The organism is Corynebacterium pseudodiphtheriticum (assembly GCF_023509295.1).
In the GTDB taxonomy this organism is placed as follows: domain Bacteria; phylum Actinomycetota; class Actinomycetes; order Mycobacteriales; family Mycobacteriaceae; genus Corynebacterium; species Corynebacterium pseudodiphtheriticum.
In genome coordinates this window covers 834961-851586 of the sequence record NZ_CP091864.1, presented here as the reverse complement: position 1 = coordinate 851586, position 16626 = coordinate 834961, and the positions used below count along the sequence as shown (strand labels likewise).

Annotated in this window: 17 protein-coding genes and 1 tRNA gene; 5 read left to right on the top strand and 13 right to left on the bottom strand. The window is 53.8% G+C overall.

Features of this window, described 5'->3' with window-relative positions:
- Positions 1-103 precede the first annotated feature (103 nt).
- Together L9H78_RS03800 and glyA are read right to left on the bottom strand one after the other, a co-directional pair.
- Positions 104-2293: a chorismate-binding protein gene (locus tag L9H78_RS03800; protein WP_249620542.1), complete on the bottom strand. Its 2190-nt coding sequence runs from the start codon at positions 2291-2293 to the stop codon at positions 104-106.
- Between the two features lie 4 nt (positions 2294-2297).
- The gene (gene glyA, locus L9H78_RS03795; protein ID WP_027017694.1) at positions 2298-3566 is read right to left on the bottom strand and encodes a serine hydroxymethyltransferase; all 1269 of its coding nucleotides are present in this window, start codon (positions 3564-3566) and stop codon (positions 2298-2300) included.
- 81 nt (positions 3567-3647) lie between these two features.
- Here glyA and coaA point away from each other — a divergent pair, with 81 nt between their 5' ends.
- Complete coding sequence (coaA, locus tag L9H78_RS03790; RefSeq protein WP_035000532.1) at positions 3648-4562, top strand: type I pantothenate kinase; 915 nt, start codon at positions 3648-3650, stop codon at positions 4560-4562.
- 66 nt (positions 4563-4628) lie between these two features.
- On the opposite strand, the gene L9H78_RS03785 is transcribed toward coaA, so the two are convergent.
- The 3 genes from L9H78_RS03785 to mca are packed head-to-tail and all read right to left on the bottom strand — an operon-like array spanning position 4629 to position 6585.
- Entirely contained in the window at positions 4629-5396 is a 768-nt protein-coding gene (locus tag L9H78_RS03785; protein ID WP_249618534.1) for an isoprenyl transferase, read from the bottom strand.
- A gap of 2 nt (positions 5397-5398) precedes the next feature.
- Positions 5399-5719, bottom strand: coding sequence for a hypothetical protein (locus L9H78_RS03780; RefSeq protein WP_249618533.1), 321 nt, complete (start codon positions 5717-5719; stop codon positions 5399-5401).
- Positions 5719-6585 (bottom strand): mycothiol conjugate amidase Mca, encoded by an 867-nt coding sequence (mca, locus tag L9H78_RS03775; protein ID WP_023019714.1) that lies wholly within the window; start codon positions 6583-6585, stop codon positions 5719-5721. Before mca ends, L9H78_RS03780 begins: the two co-directional genes overlap by 1 nt.
- Before the next feature lie 147 nt (positions 6586-6732).
- On the opposite strand from mca, the gene L9H78_RS03770 reads away from it, so the two are divergent.
- From L9H78_RS03770 to L9H78_RS03760, 3 genes are all read left to right on the top strand, one after another.
- Positions 6733-7179: a DUF4307 domain-containing protein gene (locus tag L9H78_RS03770; protein WP_249618532.1), complete on the top strand. Its 447-nt coding sequence runs from the start codon at positions 6733-6735 to the stop codon at positions 7177-7179.
- 144 nt (positions 7180-7323) lie between these two features.
- Complete coding sequence (greA, locus tag L9H78_RS03765) at positions 7324-7848, top strand: transcription elongation factor GreA (protein WP_249620541.1); 525 nt, start codon at positions 7324-7326, stop codon at positions 7846-7848.
- Between the two features lie 13 nt (positions 7849-7861).
- The gene (locus L9H78_RS03760) at positions 7862-8485 is read left to right on the top strand and encodes a hypothetical protein (protein WP_249620540.1); all 624 of its coding nucleotides are present in this window, start codon (positions 7862-7864) and stop codon (positions 8483-8485) included.
- A gap of 196 nt (positions 8486-8681) precedes the next feature.
- Here the strand turns inward: L9H78_RS03760 and L9H78_RS03755 are convergent, their stop codons facing one another.
- The 8 genes from L9H78_RS03755 to L9H78_RS03720 all read right to left on the bottom strand — a co-directional run bounded on the left by L9H78_RS03755 (position 8682) and on the right by L9H78_RS03720 (position 14930).
- Positions 8682-9524 (bottom strand): Bax inhibitor-1/YccA family protein, encoded by an 843-nt coding sequence (locus L9H78_RS03755; protein ID WP_249618528.1) that lies wholly within the window; start codon positions 9522-9524, stop codon positions 8682-8684.
- A 184-nt stretch (positions 9525-9708) separates the two neighbouring features.
- Positions 9709-9782 (bottom strand) — tRNA-Leu (locus L9H78_RS03750).
- Positions 9783-9829: 47 nt separating this feature from the next.
- Positions 9830-10816, bottom strand: a complete 987-nt coding sequence (locus L9H78_RS03745; protein WP_249618527.1) for a Ppx/GppA phosphatase family protein — start codon at positions 10814-10816, stop codon at positions 9830-9832.
- Positions 10817-10854: 38 nt separating this feature from the next.
- Positions 10855-11406, bottom strand: coding sequence for a DUF501 domain-containing protein (locus L9H78_RS03740; protein WP_249618526.1), 552 nt, complete (start codon positions 11404-11406; stop codon positions 10855-10857).
- Positions 11407-11459: 53 nt separating this feature from the next.
- Entirely contained in the window at positions 11460-12062 is a 603-nt protein-coding gene (locus L9H78_RS03735) for a septum formation initiator family protein (RefSeq protein WP_249620539.1), read from the bottom strand.
- Between the two features lie 31 nt (positions 12063-12093).
- Positions 12094-13371, bottom strand: coding sequence for a phosphopyruvate hydratase (gene eno / locus L9H78_RS03730; RefSeq protein ID WP_027017690.1), 1278 nt, complete (start codon positions 13369-13371; stop codon positions 12094-12096).
- Positions 13372-13478: 107 nt separating this feature from the next.
- Positions 13479-14282 (bottom strand): lytic transglycosylase domain-containing protein, encoded by an 804-nt coding sequence (locus tag L9H78_RS03725; RefSeq protein WP_249618524.1) that lies wholly within the window; start codon positions 14280-14282, stop codon positions 13479-13481.
- A gap of 12 nt (positions 14283-14294) precedes the next feature.
- Entirely contained in the window at positions 14295-14930 is a 636-nt protein-coding gene (locus L9H78_RS03720; RefSeq protein ID WP_249618523.1) for a MazG nucleotide pyrophosphohydrolase domain-containing protein, read from the bottom strand.
- 202 nt (positions 14931-15132) lie between these two features.
- Between L9H78_RS03720 and L9H78_RS03715 the strand changes: the two genes are divergently transcribed.
- A complete protein-coding gene (locus tag L9H78_RS03715; protein ID WP_027017688.1) occupies positions 15133-16575 on the top strand; it encodes a basic amino acid/polyamine antiporter in 1443 nt (480 codons plus the stop codon).
- The last annotated feature ends 51 nt before the right edge of the window (positions 16576-16626 follow it).

Genomic DNA, 16626 nt, shown 5'->3' with positions numbered 1-16626 from the left:
GGCACTCCTACGCCGGAAAGCATCCAGCCGGAGTAGTGTACTCAAAATTACCGCACTCAAATTTAGTGCAGACTATTTTAATAAACAAGGCAAGGCAAACTTATTAAATTTCTTTACGGTGACCTCTTTGTTGCAAGCCAAGTATATGGCCATAATCACGTGCGCTATCAAGCAACCCGAACAACGGCCGAGCTTTCACCTGTGTCTCAGCATATTCGTCTTCTGGATCAGACAAAGACACGATCGCCCCGCCAACGCCGTAGCTCACCTGGTCAGCCTCAAAAATCACGGTGCGAATAGTCATCGACAAATCCACGGCTCCGCTAAACGAAAAGTAGCCAAAGGCCCCTGAGTAGGCACCTCTATGGCTCCCCTCGAGCCGATCAATGATTTCCAGCGTGCGCTTTTTCGGAGCGCCCGTCATGGAACCCGCAGGAAACAATGCACGCACCGCTGCAACTGGGCTGACCTCTCCCAACTGGGCAGACACTGTGCTGACAAGCTGATGCACACTCGGAAATGACTCCACATCCCACAATTTCGGCACCTCTACCGTGCCGGGCACCGCGAAGGCATTCATGTCGTGGCGTACCAAATCCACAATCATCAGATTTTCCGCACGGTCTTTTTCTGCAGTCTGAAGATCTTCACACAATGCCGCATCTTCTGCCGGGCTTGTTCCCCGTGGGCGGGTCCCTTTAATGGGTTTGCTTGTCACCACACCGCCCGCGATCCGCACGAAGCATTCCGGGCTTGTCGACGCTAACCCGAAATCAGCAAATTCCAGCAGCCCTGCACGCGACGACGAATGGTTTTGTCGTAAATAAGCGAAGGCATCTTTTGCGTTATACCCAGCGACCGGCATCATCAACCGGTTGGTCAAACAAACTTCATAGGACTCACCAGCTGCAATGAGTTCTTGGGACTGGCGAATCAATTCCAGGTATTCCGCGTGCGAATGTAATTGCTGCGCGGGACCTTGCTCCTTTGTAGTGTTGGTTTGTTCCACCCCGACAGTCCGGTCAGCGCACGCAGGAACCTGAAAATTAGCTTCCTGTAATTCTGCGATCATGGCGTCCACCCATGCTTGTTGCACGGCAGCGGATTCGGTATCTTCACACAGCGCCATCACGTAGCACTGGTCGTCGGCAAGAATTAGTGCGCGATCCGCTAGCAGCAATTGGGCATCCGGAAAATCCTCACGCGCGTGGGGTGCAGAAAAACCGCAATCTGCTTTCAACTCATAGCCCAAGTAGCCGACCAAGCCCAAGCTAAATTCGCACCCAGGCACCGCTGCTTGCACACCGGAATAGCGCTGCAGCAAGCGCCCAATAGTGTCAAAGACAGATTCTTCGAGTACCTCAGAGCTTTCAGTTCGCCAACCAGTTCCTGCATGAGAAACCTCCACTTCTCCGCGCACTACCGACGCTTTGATGTGCCTGGCCAGTGGCCCGGAATCATCCCCCATGCAGATCGCCCCAGAGCCGTCTTCGATCCACCACCGCTGCCCATGTAAAAGCCCGTAGGCACGCATCGGATCAGAGGCCAGCGCTCCTGCCGGGAAAGTTCGCGAAATCAGCCACGGCTTAGTGCCACTCTCGTCCGATTCGGCGAAAGCTGCACGCGCTGAATCTGATTCATTATCGCGACTAGCATCATCACGGCTGGCACTATCAGCAAAGGCCCTATCCTCTGCGGCAAGCTGCAAAAAATTGCGCACAATTCCCATGCCCTGCGCATCGGCTATGGATTCTGGGTGAAACTGCACTCCCCACCACGGTTTATGCTTATGCGCTAAGCCCATCACCAAGTTATCCGCATCCGCGGTGCGAGCGGTGACATGAAAACATTCCGGTACAGGATTGTTGGCGTCATCAGCAACCACGAGCGAGTGATAACGGACCGCCTGATAGTCCTGGTTAATACCGGAAAACAACCCTTCCCCGTCGTGCGTAATCTGACTCCGACGCCCGTGAAACGGTTCGGGCGCACGCACCACAGAGCCACCTTCTGCCCAGGCCATAGCTTGTTGGCCTAAACAAACCCCCAGCACCGGCAGCCCAACGTGCAACGCGGCCGCCGAATGTCCCAAATCAGACGGGTTCTCCGGCGTTCCTGGCCCCGGCGAAATAATCACCGCACCAAAGCCACCCTGACGCATAAAAGTGGCGAAATCTACCCCACCAAGATCAGCGTCATTGGCGACAACGACAACCTCCTGGCCAGCCATGCGCACATAGCTAGCCAGGTTATTGGTAAACGAGTCGTGGTTATCAACCAGGACTACTTTCAATTACCTAAACCAGCTTCCAGTCTTCCAGGCCTTCATACAGTGGGAAGTCCTGGGTGAGCTTCTCAACGCGGCCACGCAGCTGTGCAACGTCTTTGCCCAGCAATGCCTGCGCAATCACATCAGCCGTTTCTTCGAACGCCTTCTCGTCGAAACCTCGAGTAGCCAGCGCCGAAGCACCGATGCGCAACCCGGAGGTCACCATTGGTGGGCGCGGATCATTCGGCACTGCATTACGGTTAACAGTAATACCAACCTCGTGCAAGCGGTCCTCTGCTTGCTGGCCGTCTAGTTCTGAGTTCCGCAGATCTGCCAAAACCAAGTGGGTATCGGTGCCGCCGGTGAGCACGGAGATACCAGATTCCTGGCAATCCTGTGCAGTCAGGCGCTCTGCCAAGATGCGTGCACCGTCGATGGTGCGCTGCTGACGCTCCCGGAATTCCTCAGTGGCAGCCACTTTGAACGACACAGCCTTTGCCGCCACCGCGTGCATCAACGGACCACCCTGCTGGCCTGGGAAGACCGCCGAGTTGATCTGCTTAGCGTAGTCCTGTTTCGCCAGAATCAGGCCGGAACGCGGACCGCCCAAGGTCTTGTGCACGGTGGAAGAGACAATATCGGAGTGCGGAACTGGTGATGGGTACAGATCAGCAGCCACCAGACCAGCGAAGTGCGCCATATCAGTCCACAGATAAGCGCCAACCTCATCAGCGATGGAACGGAAGGCTTCGAAATCCAAACGACGCGAATAGGCCGACCAGCCAGCGATGATCACCTGTGGCTTTTCTGCCAAAGCCTGCTCGCGGACCTTGTCCATATCAATGCGATGGGTTTCCGGGTCCACCTCGTATGCGGCAACCTCATACAGCTTGCCGGAGAAATTTAGCTTCATGCCGTGGGTCAAGTGCCCACCGTGTGCCAAAGACAAGCCCATGATCTTGTCACCTGGTTTAATCAGTGAAGCCAATACCGCGGCGTTGGCCTGTGCACCCGAGTGCGGCTGCACGTTGGCGAATTCTGCACCAAATAGATCCTTGGCACGCTGCCGAGCGAGGTCTTCAATGACGTCGACGTGCTCGCAACCACCGTAATAGCGACGGCCGGGATAACCCTCGGCATATTTGTTAGTCAGTACCGAACCTTGTGCCTGCAACACCGCGCGTGGCACGAAGTTTTCCGAGGCAATCATTTCCAAGGTTCCACGTTGACGGGAGATTTCTCCATCGATCGCAGCAGCTACCTCTGGGTCAAACTCAGACAGCGGGGATTCAAACATCAAAGCGGGCCTTTCTGCACGCAGGTGGCGATTATGATGCTTATAACAATAACACCAAGCGGTAATGAGACAATACCTACTATGACTACCAGCCCCTACCTGGATTTTTCCCGAGAACACTGGCGCAACCTGCGTAAATCTGTCCCGCAGTTGTTAACCGAAGACGAGGTTGCCGAGCTCGCCGGTATCGGGGAAAATATTGACCTCGAAGAGGTGGCCGACGTCTACCTGCCACTGGCTCGTCTACTGCATTTACAGATCGAAGCTCACCGCAGAGTCAACGACGCCGCTCAACAGTTCTTAGGGCACCCGCCACAAAAGGTGCCATTCATTATCGCGGTCGCGGGATCAGTAGCCGTCGGCAAGTCCACCACTGCCCGTCTGCTGCAGGTGCTGTTGCAAAAATGGGATAAACACCAGCGGGTTGATCTCGTGCCTACCGACGGTTTTTTGCTACCCACCGCCGAGCTAAAAAAACGGGGCTTAATGAAGCGCAAAGGCTTCCCCGAATCTTACGACCAACGGGCGTTATTGCGGTTCGTCACCGAGGTGAAATCAGGTGCGCCCGAGGCCCATGCACCGGTGTATTCCCATACTGCTTACGACATTTTGCCTGGTGAGGTCCAGCGTATTCGGCAACCAGATATCTTGATCATCGAAGGCCTGAACGTTTTGCAGACCGGCCGCACGCTCATGGTCTCGGATCTCGTGGATTTTTCCGTCTACGTCGACGCTCATATCGACGACATCGAAAACTGGTATATCGAGCGTTTCTTGAAGCTTCGACGCACTGCATTCCGGGAACCCGGCGCTCACTTCGCTCATTTCGCGGATTTGGAAGAAACCGCAGCCCGCGCCGAAGCCCGTGAGATCTGGCAGTCCATTAACTTACCCAACCTGGTAGAAAATATCTTGCCAACGCGCGTACGAGCCTCGCTAGTACTTCGGAAAAACCACGACCACCTCGTGGAAAAAATTCGGCTCCGCAAGTTGTAACCCTAGTGGCTCCCCCAACGGGAACTTGCCTGCAGAGCAGGGCAGATGCAAAGGAATACGCAGCGGTTATTTGCCGAATCGTCGTGAGCGTTGCGAAAATTCTCGCAACGCCCGGAGGAAATCAATCTTGCGGAACGCCGGCCAATAAGTATCGGTAAACCAAATTTCTGAATAGGCAGCCTGCCACAATAAGAACCCAGATAAGCGCTGCTCGCCCGAAGTTCGGATCACTAAATCTGGGTCCGGTAAGCCTTTGGTATACAAATGATGCGAAATAGAATCCGCCGTCACGGCATCGGCAATCTCGTCTGCGGCCAAGCCTTTCCCTGCTTCCGTGCGAATAAGTTTTTGTACCGCGTCCACTATTTCTTGTCGGCCGCCGTAACCCACCGCAACATTGACGATAACTCCCGTGTTGTCCCTGGTAGTCGCCGCGGCATTTTCCATACGCTGTGCCACCTCAACCGGAAGCAGGTCCAGATGACCAACCAAACGCACCTGGCAATTCGGTTCCCCTTGCGAAAGCTGAACGACGACATCGGTAATGATGTCAAAAAGTAGGTTCAGTTCTTCCGGGGCTCGCTGTAGGTTTTCTGTCGACAATAAATAGCAGGTGACTACTTCTACTTCAGTTTCTGCGCACCAGGAAACCAGTTCTGCGATCTTGTGTGCACCACGTCGGTGCCCGTGACTAATGTCGGTGAACCCGGCTTCCCGCGCCCAACGCCGGTTGCCGTCAGCCATGATTGCGACGTGCTTCGGCTGCGGCTTTCCCTGCAAGCTGCGTCGAATACGCGCTTCATAAATGGGATAGACCAATTCCCGCAGTTTCATTGCTACCGCCGATCGTGCACGCCGGCTTCGCGCATTGCAGCATCAATGGCCTCGATGTCGAAGGGGTCAAGACCGTGATCTTCTGCGAATGCACGACGACGTCGAAATCTGGACTGTCGTCGGTGAAACGACCAACCCAACATCATAATCGCCACGACTAAAGCAACGATAACCAGTAAGCCGATTGGTGAAGCTTTCCCGAACTCCGGCCCCATAGGTCCTTCGTGCACCTGGTTTTGGGCCCAGTAAAATGCCTCGGTCGCTGCTTCCGATGCCTGCGCCACCGATGCCGAGACAATGGCTGCAGATAGTGATGTTTGCATTAGTTGGCTTCCTCCAAACCGGCAAACAAATCGGTCTCCGGCAATTGTGTTTCTACCCGACTACGCGCCAGTTCGTATTCCTCAGTAGGCCAGAGCTCTTGTTGGGTTTGCACGTCTGTGGCCATAAAGGCGCCAGCTGGATCAATCTGCGTGGCGTGGGCGCGCAATGCCGCTTCCCGGTGTGCAAAGTAGTCACTACACTCCACCTGCGTAGTAACACGAGCCATAATATCCGCCAAGTGTGGAGACCAGCGCTGCATCATTGGCTCATATGGAGAAGACTTACCTTGTTCCAACAACCGGTTATGGAATAACTCCATGCGCTGATAGACAAAGCCATGGCTGTAATAAAGTTTCAACGGCTCCCAGGCTGGAACCTCCGGGAGAAACTCCGGATCACCGGCGCGCTCCCATGCGATCATGCTGATCTCATGGACTTTCAAATGGTCCGGGTGTGGGTAGCCACCGTTTTCGTCGTAAGTCATGATGACATGTGGCTTAAACTCCCGGATGATTTCTACCAGTTCGGTAGCAACCTTCATGGTGTCTTCGCGAGCGAAGCAGCCATCAGGAAGCGGTGGCATAGGATCACCTTGCGGTAAACCGGAATCAATATAACCCATCCACTTGTGCTGGACACCGAGAGCCTGAACAGACTGCGCCATTTCTTCGTGACGGACAGCCTGCATGTTTTCTTTGACCCCGGGCTTATCCATCGCAGGATTAATAATGTCGCCACGCTCACCGCCAGTGCAGGTGAGAATCAAAACTTCGTGACCATTGTGCGCATACATCGCGGTGGTGGCTGCGCCCTTAGATGCTTCGTCATCAGGGTGGGCATGGATAGACAGCAACCGGTAGCTCACATCGGTCCTTTCACATATTCGCTTGATTCATCATTCTGATGGATCATCTCAAAATTCTTCGAATCGACGTTACCCGAATCGATTGTGCTGAAATTGATTATATTACCTAATTGTACTGGCTTCTACGCCTGCCTTAAGATGCGAAGAATGAGCACTCGCACGCGCGCACGTTATGGTTCCAACCGTTCCGGCAGTAGGAAAACTCCCGCTAATAATCTCACCGGCAAAATCCTCGTTGCGCTCTTAGTTCTTATGCTCGCGATTGGCTCTTGGGGCCTGTTCCGCTTGTTCAACGCGGACACACCACCTGCGGAAATCACATTGCTCAGCCAAGAGTACCCAGACGACGATACGCTGCGGGTATGGGTTGATATTACCCGGGACGATCCCACCGTTCCCGCCTATTGCATTGTGCAGGCCTTCAATTATGACAAGGCTGAGGTAGGCCGAGTAGAGATCCCCATGGCACCGGGCGAGAAGCGAACCGAACGCATTAGCGTCGATGTCCCCGTTCGTTCTGGCGAAAAGGCCGTTGCAGGCGGGGTCTACGGGTGTTCTGGAACCATCCCGGCACATCTAAAGCTCGACAGCTAGCGACCAGGTCTTGTTTGATAAGGGCTAGGGACGAAAAACGATATACACATACGTTAAGATCTAGACAGAATCGTCGCATCGCAGCGAGTTCAAACACGAAGGGTTTGAACGACCAGAAGAATCTAAGGAAGGCTTCATACGGACATGGCTGAAAATAAAAAGCAGTACATCACGCCAGAAACCAAGGCAAAACTGGAAGAGGAACTGCAGGCGCTTATTGACCACCGCCCGGTAGTCGCTGCCGAGATTAACGAGCGTCGCGAAGAAGGCGACTTGAAAGAAAACGCCGGCTACGATGCTGCTCGCGAGATGCAGGACCAGGAAGAAGCCCGCATCAAGCACATCTCGGAAATTCTTGCTAATTCCACTACCGAGCGCACCGGAGTCCAGGAAGGCGTAGCCAATGTCGGCTCAGTTGTCCACGTGCACTACAACGAGGACCCAGAAAATAAGGAAACCTTCCTTATCGGCACCCGTGCTGCCGCAACCGACAACGAGAACCTAGAAACCTATTCGGAACAGTCTCCCCTGGGTGCAGCCATCCTGGGCGCAGAAGAGGGCGAAACCCGTCAGTACACCGCACCTAATGGCAACGTCATTAAGGTGACCGTGGACTCTGCTGCTCCATACGACTCCGCACTGTACGCCACCCCACGCGACAAAAAATAAGAAGGATATCCCCATGACTAACTACCGCAAATTCGCCGTCACCGGAGTATCCGCGGCTGCTTTGGCTTTGGCTGCTTGTACTCCTCCAAACGAAAATCCTTCAGATCACAAGGTCGAAACTGGCAACACTTTCGAGGCTCCACGTAGCAGCGAACCAACCAGCACGAACGGTACGAGCACTCAAGAAACCGGTGTTGCAGGCACTACCGGAACCAACGGCACCGAGAGTACTGGCGAATCAGTGCGCACCACGGAAACCATCATCGGTGGCACTGAGTCCGACCTGGACGACGACGAGGACTCTGAATTAGCCGCGGCCTCTGGGGATTCTGCGACGGGTTCTTCAGGGGCCACAAAAACAACGAGTTCTCGCAAAGTAGCAGCAAACAAGATTGGTTTTATTAACTGCCTGGGCAGTCCGGAACGGAAACCAGCTTACGTTGTGCTCGATTGCGCGGACCCCGACGAACGTCTGACAAAAATAAAGTGGACGTCTTGGGAGTCTGATTCTGCAAAAGCATCTGCGCAAAACGCGGATAACCAAGAAGTATCTCTGGTTTTACGCTCTCCTGTGGAATCTGCCCAAGGAACCGTTTTTTCCGAAATCCTCGTCGACGGGCAACTGGTTACTCCCTAATTACCAGAGTCGGATCGAAACGCCCATAAAAATAAACGGCATGAAAAACTCCGGTGGGCTAGTCATCGCTTAAGCGTAGTGACTAGCCCACCGGAGTTTCGCGTCTCTAGGTGCTAGACGGGACAGACGGGACGGTGTCAGTCGTAGTTACAGACTGCACAACCGCAATTCCCGCCACTACCACGTCAAGTTACACCTAGCGTTGCTGGAAATAAGACAGCAGACGCAAGATTTCGGTGTAGAGCCATACCAGGGTTACTGCCAAGCCCAACGCAACGCCCCAAGCCATCTTGGACGGTGCGCCAGCGCGGATCATGCGGTCGGCAGCATCGAAATCTGTCAAGAAAGATGCTGCAGCCAAACCAATGCATACCAGCGAGAAAATAATCGCTAGGATGCCACCATCACGCAACGGGTTGTTCCCGGTAAACATAGCGAGCACAAAGTTACCCAGCATCAACACGACTACGCCGATGATGCAGGAAGTCAGAATCTTGTTAAAGCGTGGAGTAACCTTCACTGCACCAGTCTTGTAGACGACCAGCATGCCCAAAAAGACACCAACGGTACCCAATACCGCTTGGCCAATGAGGCTTGCGGCGTTAGCTTCACCGACATACATGCCGGAGAAAACCATGGAAATACCACCGACGAAGAAGCCTTCAAACACGGCATAGAGCAGAGTCACCACTGGTGAACCCCACTTCTTACCGAAAGATGCAACCAGGACGGTGATAAACCCGGCGATCGCACCACCAATCGTAGCCATCATGGCAATCTGTGGGTTCACCATACCGATGCCAAAATTGAGGATGGCAAAGACAACGATGACCCCGAGAGTGATACCAGTCTTCGTAACCACGTCGTCGACAGTCATCGGACGATCAGCATCATGCTGCTCGCTCATTGGGGCGTAGCCGCCCTGTCCGCCGTAATTATCGTAGGCGTTATAGTTCATCTGTTGCTGGAAACCGGCGTTATTACCATTCCCGGTTGCTCCAGCAGACAAGTTGCTCATTACGGGGTTGCTGTTACGCACTGTAATATCCCGCGCCTTTCGTGTCATGGAGTATAGATCTCACTCAATGTAACGACGCGAAAGCTTAGAAAGTTCCCACAATTAACGATTAAGGGATTTCTTTTTTCACCTTTAGCTAATTTAATGAGTTTTTGGGTAGTTATCGGGTTTTGAGTATCCCGTTCAGCGTTTCCGCTATTATCTGTGCCCCCAGTCGGGCTCGAACCGACACTGTATGGATTTTAAGTCCACCGCCTCTGCCAATTGGGCTATGGGGGCAAATACCAAGCAACCAGCAATTATCGGCTGATTATTGGCACGGATGATTATTCTAGCACAGAAACAGCTTCAGCTTGTTTCCAGATCACCCCATCAAGAATATCTTTTTCGCTAATCACGAATTCCCGTACTCCACTGTGCCTCTCGATCATGTCCATGATCCCACGTACAGCTACTGCTCCACCACCAAGTACATCGGCACGCCCAGGGTGGACCACCGGGTTTTGCGCTCGCGCTGCAGCGGAGGTAGCAATGACTTGGCCTAGCAATACACGAAGAGCGTCAAAGCGCAGCACGGAACCGTGAATTTGTTCCGGGTCATACTGCTCTAAGCCTTGGGCTAATGCGGAAAGTGTCGTGAACGTGCCGGCACAGCCAACCACAGTTCGTGCCTGATTGATTGGCACAAGTTTTTCTACTTCGGACATGCGCTCCGCGACGAAATCGTCTGCGATTTCCACCTCTGTCTCGCTCGGTGGATCGGACGGCAGCATACGCTCGGTAATGCGCACGCACCCCATGGCTGCGGAATGTGCGCCAAGGATTTCCTCGCCTTTTTTACTGACGATGAATTCCGTAGAACCGCCTCCCAAATCGATGACGCAAAACGGGCCGGCTTCAGCAGGGAGATCTTGTACGGCACCCAAAAAGGACAACTCAGCTTCTTCAACCCCAGTAATCACCTCAGCAGAAACACCAGGTTCAATTTCTCCGAGCAGCTCGGCAGTCATGTCAAAAAAGGCTTGATTGTTTTTCGCGTCACGCACCGCTGCAGTAGCAACCATACGAACTTTTTCCACGTTTTCGAATTTCATGATGTTCACGTAATTCCGTAACGCTTCCCGTGTCCGCGCAATAGCTTCCGCTGCTAGCTCGCCGGTAGCATCTACGCTTTGTCCCAAACGGACGATTTCCATCCTGCGCGTGACCTCGTTAATGCTAACCCCAGAAGGCGTGTTGCCAGTCCGAGTGACGTCACTGATCAACAAACGGATAGAATTCGTGCCGCAGTCAACGGCTGCAATGCGGGTCATGAGATTTCCTTCTTTTCGGCTCGACTATTTTTCAGCGACTATTTTTCAGCGTTGCTGAAATCGAAATCATCGAGATCGATTCCCAGGCCTTCGCACGAGGGCCAGTCCACCGGGATGGCAATGCCCCGCAAGTTACCATGCTCAGCTGCCATCGCCACCGCTTCTGTGCCCAGACGGAAATGATCCGGCCCCTTGGCTAAAGCATAAGCAATCAAAACATGGAGACATTTCACGCGTTCCGGCATTCCACCACCAGAAAAATCGGTACCTAAATTTTCCATCGCATTGCGTTCTGCCAAAAAAGCTTCATGCGCGCGCTGGTAATCCTCGGCAAGCTCTTCATCTTCCGCCAAGCGGGATTCCATCCACTTCATCACGTGTGCAACTTCCAACCGTGAAGCTTCCGCCGTTAAACGCGGGTCGGTGAGATAAAAAAGTGTGGGAAACGGGGTGCCATCGGGAAGCTTTGGTGTCGTTTTAATTACCGCCGGCGCACCGTCGGGGGTGCGGTACGAAATCTCTACGACACCACGCGGGCGACGTCCCAGCTGCTTTTCGACGGCATCAAGTTCGGCGGAAGTAACACTCATGTGTGCTATTCTCGCACGACCAGTTGCACTATGCGCAACTGGTTACCACATCTTCATCGGTTAGTTGGATCATCGGCGTGCTCTGGGACGTCTGGTGCCACCGGATCGCCCTCTACTTCCTCGCCGTCAGTGGACTTAGGAGTGCCGGCAGGCTCTGGAATCTCTGGTGGTTCCGCAATTGCGTCCCACAGCACTGCGTACCATGGGCGGGCTTCCTCATAGTCTTGCCGTGAGGTGGTCACCGAATCCTTATTAGTAATACGCGGATCGATGATGCGATAAGCAGTCTCTCCGGGTTCTACCAATCCGAAGCGGCTGCGCGCTTGTTCGCGCACATAATCCGCGTCTTTATAACGCTCAATCTCTTCTTCAACCCGAAGTTTTTCGACTTGTTTTGCCGCAATGGAATCTTCCAAGCGCGCAATTTCGGCCCGGCCCTCATAATAATTACGCAGTGGCACCGCCACCGACAACAAGATCACCAGCACCACAGAAACCATCACAGCAACACTGATGAGGTCGAAGCGCTGGTGGAATTTCTTTCGGGATCGACCGGTTACCGCAGTTTTTCCCCCCGGTCCACGCTGGGCGGCGGTACGAGAAGAAACGGGCACGGTTGTCCGTGTCCGCAGCGTAGACTTTTTACGCTCAGTCATGATCTCCTCGAGTTACCGTCCAGCGCGGATTTTAGCCCTGGAAACGTGGGAAGGCGTCACGTCCAGCGTAACGTGCGGCCGCATCCAGTTCCTCTTCAATACGCAACAAACGGTTGTACTTCGCAACACGCTCGGAACGAGCCGGCGCACCAGTTTTGATTTGGCCACAAGACAGCGCCACTGCTAAATCAGCAATCGTAGTGTCTTCGGTTTCACCCGAACGGTGCGACATCATTGTGCGATAACCGTTGCGGTGAGCCAGCTCAACCGCATCGAAAGTTTCAGTCAAGGTGCCAATTTGGTTGACCTTCACCAGCAGAGCATTAGCGGCGCCTTTGTCGATGCCTTCACGCAAACGCTGCGGGTTGGTGACAAAGAAATCATCACCGACGATCTGTACTTTGTCGCCAATTTCGCGGGTGAGGTTAACGTAGCCATCCCAATCGTTTTCATCCAATGGATCCTCAATGGACACGATTGGATATTCAGCGATCAGTTCAGCATAAACGCTCGCCATTTCTGCACCAGAAAGCTCGGATCCTTCAAACTTGTAGGATCCATTGTCGTAGAACTCAGAAGAAGCCACATCGAGTGCCAACGCAACGTCTTTGCCTGGCTCGTAGCCAGCTTTCTTAATCGCCTCAACGATCACGTCTAGGGCTGCACGCGTTGATTCTACAGACGGAGCAAAACCGCCTTCGTCGCCAAGACCAGTCGACAACCCGCGCTCTTTCAACACCGCTTTCAAGGCGTGGTAAACCTCAGCGCCTTGTTGCAGGGCTTCGGCGAAACTGGTGGCAGACAGCGGAGCAATCATGAATTCCTGAACGTCAACACCGGAATCAGCGTGCGCGCCACCGTTGAGGATATTCATCATTGGCACTGGCAACACATGGGCATTCGGGCCACCAATATAACGGTACAAAGGCAGCGCAGCGGAATCAGCAGCCGCCTTTGCCACAGCCATGGAGACGCCCAAAATGGCATTAGCACCCAATTTGGATTTGTTTTCAGTGCCATCGAGTTGCAGCATAGCGGCGTCGATCAGGCGCTGATCATCAGCAACCTGGCCCGCCAATTCGTCAGCGATAACCTCGTTAACGTTTTCTACGGCCTGTAATACTCCCTTACCCAGGTAGCGTTTGCCACCATCACGCAGTTCGTGAGCTTCATGCTCACCGGTCGAAGCGCCGGAAGGTACCCCGGCACGGCCGTGCGCGCCGTCATCCAGAACAACTTCTGCTTCCACAGTTGGATTGCCGCGGGAATCCAAAATCTCGCGTGCAAAAACGTGCATGATATCAGCCACTGGCTGGGCCTCCTCTGATTTTCCGGCACACTCGTGCGCCATGTCAGGTGCAGTGAACACCCCTAATTGTTCCAGATTTCACCGAAAGCTGTAACAGGCACCCCGTATTAGCGGGAGGCGGGCTGGTCAATGGCATAAGAATTCGCCGCATCACGAACCTTGAGAACGTAGTCGTTCGAGTTGTTGTACGACAAGATCGCCTCGGTCCATGCTTGTGGATCATCCAAATTGCGCCCTCCGGTACACAACAATTTTGCCGCCGCCAACGCAGCATCATCGATCTGCTGCGGATCAGGGTAACCATCGCCAGAAGCATCCAAACCGTAGCGATGCCAGGTTTGGGGAATGAACTGCATCGGACCAACCGCGCGGTCATAGACATTATCGTTATCGAATTCCCCACCATCGGTATCCGGAATATGCACAGTATTATTCGTGCCATCCAGCGGTATCCCAATAATCGGAGGATGCACCCGGCCGTCATCGCCTATAGAAGGCCTATCGAACCAATTACCGGCATAACTCCCATGGCGAGTTTCCACCCAACCGATTCCTGCCAACGTCGTCCAGTCCAGATTGCACGACGGCCAGGCATCACGGGCGATCAGCTCCGCGTTGCCATAAGCTCGCAATGCTTGCCCCGGGATCCCGGTATCGTCGACAAGCCCCTCAGACCAATAGGTCAACTTATCAGCGGTGCGTCCTTCGCTATGCACATCAATAGACGGCACCTCTCGGCCCGCTGCCGGTGGTACGTTATCCGGCACCGGCTGCAACTGCCGAGTAACTGACGGCCCATCGAGAAACGACAACAGCCACAGCACCACAGAGATCACCAAAATAATCCCCAATACCGAGGCACAACCAACTTTCAGGCAGCCAGATCTCCTACTGCGAGCGGAATAATCCATCGTGGAACAAACCTACCCTTGCTCCTGTTCCGCACGCTTACCCTCAACCCATAATCGGTCTTGCTCTTCCTGAGAGACCATGCTGGATGTGCCATCGAAAAGATACGGCGCGCGCGAACGCATTTTGGCAATGAAACTGGCCGCCACATCGTCCAAACTAAACGCTTCCCGACGACGCCCCAACTCCGCATGAAACAACAATTGCAGCAAAACATCACCCAGCTCACGCACTAACTTCGCGTCGTCAATATCCCGGGTCGTCTCAGCAGACTCGATAACCTCGCAAAGCTCCGCAACCTCCTCACGAAGATAAGGCACCAGCGTTTTATGAGTCTGCAATAATTCAAATTCACCGATATCACGGGCACGCCGCATCACCTGACGTGCGATATGAAGCTGATCATCCCGCGAACGCGCAGTTATTAGCCTCTCGCCACGACTCACGCGCTCCAGCACGCGCTGATCCGCTTCATTAGTACTCACCAAAAGTCCTGCCCCAGAAGGATCCGTTCCACGAATAACATCACCAAAATTCCAGCGCACTGTCACCGGCACTTCCTCGGTATAGCTCACCGGGCCAGAAACACCACTGAATACCTCCAACGGAATTTGCTCGGGCCAACGAGGATCAAGAAGCAGAACAGTCATGAAGACAATCCTATAAGCAACTATGCCCGCTATAGCCACCCCGCCTTTCGCGCTCAGGGATTTCCAGGGTAGCTTTACCATCATGCACAGCGAGTCAAATGCCACCACCAACACCGCGGCAGCGAGCGGAACCGGGACCACGTCCCACTCCGCACACACGTCTCAGCAGCAAGGAGACGGAAAATCCAAGCACACGGTGACGATGTGGTCACTTGTCGCTCTCATCATCGGCTCTTGTGTCGGTGCAGGAATTTTCTCGCTACCGCAAAACATCGCTTCAGTAGCCGCACCCGGCGCGATGTTGATTGGTTGGGCAATCGCCGGCGTAGGCATGCTCTCAGTAGCATTCGTTTTCCAGATTCTGGCACAGCGTAAACCACACCTGGATTCCGGGGTCTATTCCTATGTGCGCGCCGGGTTGGGAGATTTTATTGGCTTCGCTTCGGGGTGGGGGTATTGGCTCGGCTCGGTCATCGCGCAGGTGGGCTACGCGACCCTGTTTTTCAACACCATCGGCCACTATGTTCCGCTATTCCACGAATCCAACCGCTGGGCATCGTTTATTTCCGTGAGCATCATGACCTGGGTGATTTTCGCGTTGCTCAGCCGCGGAGTGAAACAAGCCGCAATCATGAACACTGTGGTTACCGTCGCCAAGTTAGTGCCGATCCTGGCGTTTATCGTGCTGTTGCTGTTTTTCGGTTTCAGCTGGGATACTTTCACCCTCGATTTCTGGGGGCGTGAATCTAGTGAAGGCTCAGTTTTTGAACAGGTCCAAGGCATCATGTTGTTTACTGTCTGGGTATTCATCGGTGTGGAAGGCGCGTCGGTGTATTCCAAGCAGGCCCGACAACGCACCGACGTGGGCCGCGCGACCGTGCTCGGGTTCGTTTCCGTACTCGTCTTGCTCGTGTCTGTAGCGACGTTGTCTTTTGGTGTACTCAGCAAAGAGGAATTAGCGGCCTTGCCAGATAACTCCATGGCCGCCGTACTAGAAGCTGCCATCGGCCCCGTCGGTGGCTTGCTGATCTCGATTGGACTGTGTATCTCGGTTTTGGGCGCATATGTTTCTTGGCAAATGCTTTGCGCCGAGCCGTTGACCATGATGGCGATTGACGGGTTGCTACCCAAGCGAACCGGTGCCATCAACCACGCAGGCGCTCCGTGGATGGCGCAACTGATTTCTACCTCCGTGATTCAATTCGCGGTCATCGTATTCTTCCTCAACGAAACCGCCTATATTTCAATGGTGCAGCTGGCTACGGTGATGTACCTATTGCCGTATATTTTTTCCTCGCTATACCTGCTGCTGTTGGCATCACGTGGCAAAGGCATAACTCACCCACACGCCGGTACGAGGTTCGATTTGTCTGGACCGGAAATGTCCCAGCGCGAAAACCGACGCCATCTTCTTATCGGCGCAGTAGCGTTTATCTATTCCATGTGGCTGATTTATGCTGCCGATCCGGTTTATATTCTCTTCGGCGCACTCGCCGTTGTTCCCGGAATAATCCCGTACGTTCTGACGCGAATCTCGCGCAAAGAAAAATTATTTAACGGTTTTGAATGGTCAATCGTCATTCTGGTGGTTATCGCAGCAGTTATCGCTGCTGTTGGTTTGGCACAAGGCTCGCTACACCTGTAGGCATCGAAGCCATATAGCCCGGTTACAGCATGCCCTTATCTGGTTGTTGAC

Bases quoted from the DNA above. Each gene is read 5' to 3' on its own strand.
- glyA (WP_027017694.1), bottom strand. From the start codon at position 3,566: ATGTTTGAATCCCCGCTGTCTGAGTTTGACCCAGAGGTAGCTGCTGCG.
- coaA (WP_035000532.1), top strand. From the start codon at position 3,648: ATGACTACCAGCCCCTACCTGGATTTTTCCCGAGAACACTGGCGCAAC.
- L9H78_RS03785 (WP_249618534.1), bottom strand. From the start codon at position 5,396: ATGAAACTGCGGGAATTGGTCTATCCCATTTATGAAGCGCGTATTCGA.
- L9H78_RS03780 (WP_249618533.1), bottom strand. From the start codon at position 5,719: ATGCAAACATCACTATCTGCAGCCATTGTCTCGGCATCGGTGGCGCAG.
- L9H78_RS03770 (WP_249618532.1), top strand. From the start codon at position 6,733: ATGAGCACTCGCACGCGCGCACGTTATGGTTCCAACCGTTCCGGCAGT.
- greA (WP_249620541.1), top strand. From the start codon at position 7,324: ATGGCTGAAAATAAAAAGCAGTACATCACGCCAGAAACCAAGGCAAAA.
- L9H78_RS03760 (WP_249620540.1), top strand. From the start codon at position 7,862: ATGACTAACTACCGCAAATTCGCCGTCACCGGAGTATCCGCGGCTGCT.
- L9H78_RS03745 (WP_249618527.1), bottom strand. From the start codon at position 10,816: ATGACCCGCATTGCAGCCGTTGACTGCGGCACGAATTCTATCCGTTTG.
- L9H78_RS03740 (WP_249618526.1), bottom strand. From the start codon at position 11,406: ATGAGTGTTACTTCCGCCGAACTTGATGCCGTCGAAAAGCAGCTGGGA.
- L9H78_RS03735 (WP_249620539.1), bottom strand. From the start codon at position 12,062: ATGACTGAGCGTAAAAAGTCTACGCTGCGGACACGGACAACCGTGCCC.
- L9H78_RS03725 (WP_249618524.1), bottom strand. From the start codon at position 14,282: ATGGATTATTCCGCTCGCAGTAGGAGATCTGGCTGCCTGAAAGTTGGT.
- L9H78_RS03720 (WP_249618523.1), bottom strand. From the start codon at position 14,930: ATGACTGTTCTGCTTCTTGATCCTCGTTGGCCCGAGCAAATTCCGTTG.
- L9H78_RS03715 (WP_027017688.1), top strand. From the start codon at position 15,133: ATGTGGTCACTTGTCGCTCTCATCATCGGCTCTTGTGTCGGTGCAGGA.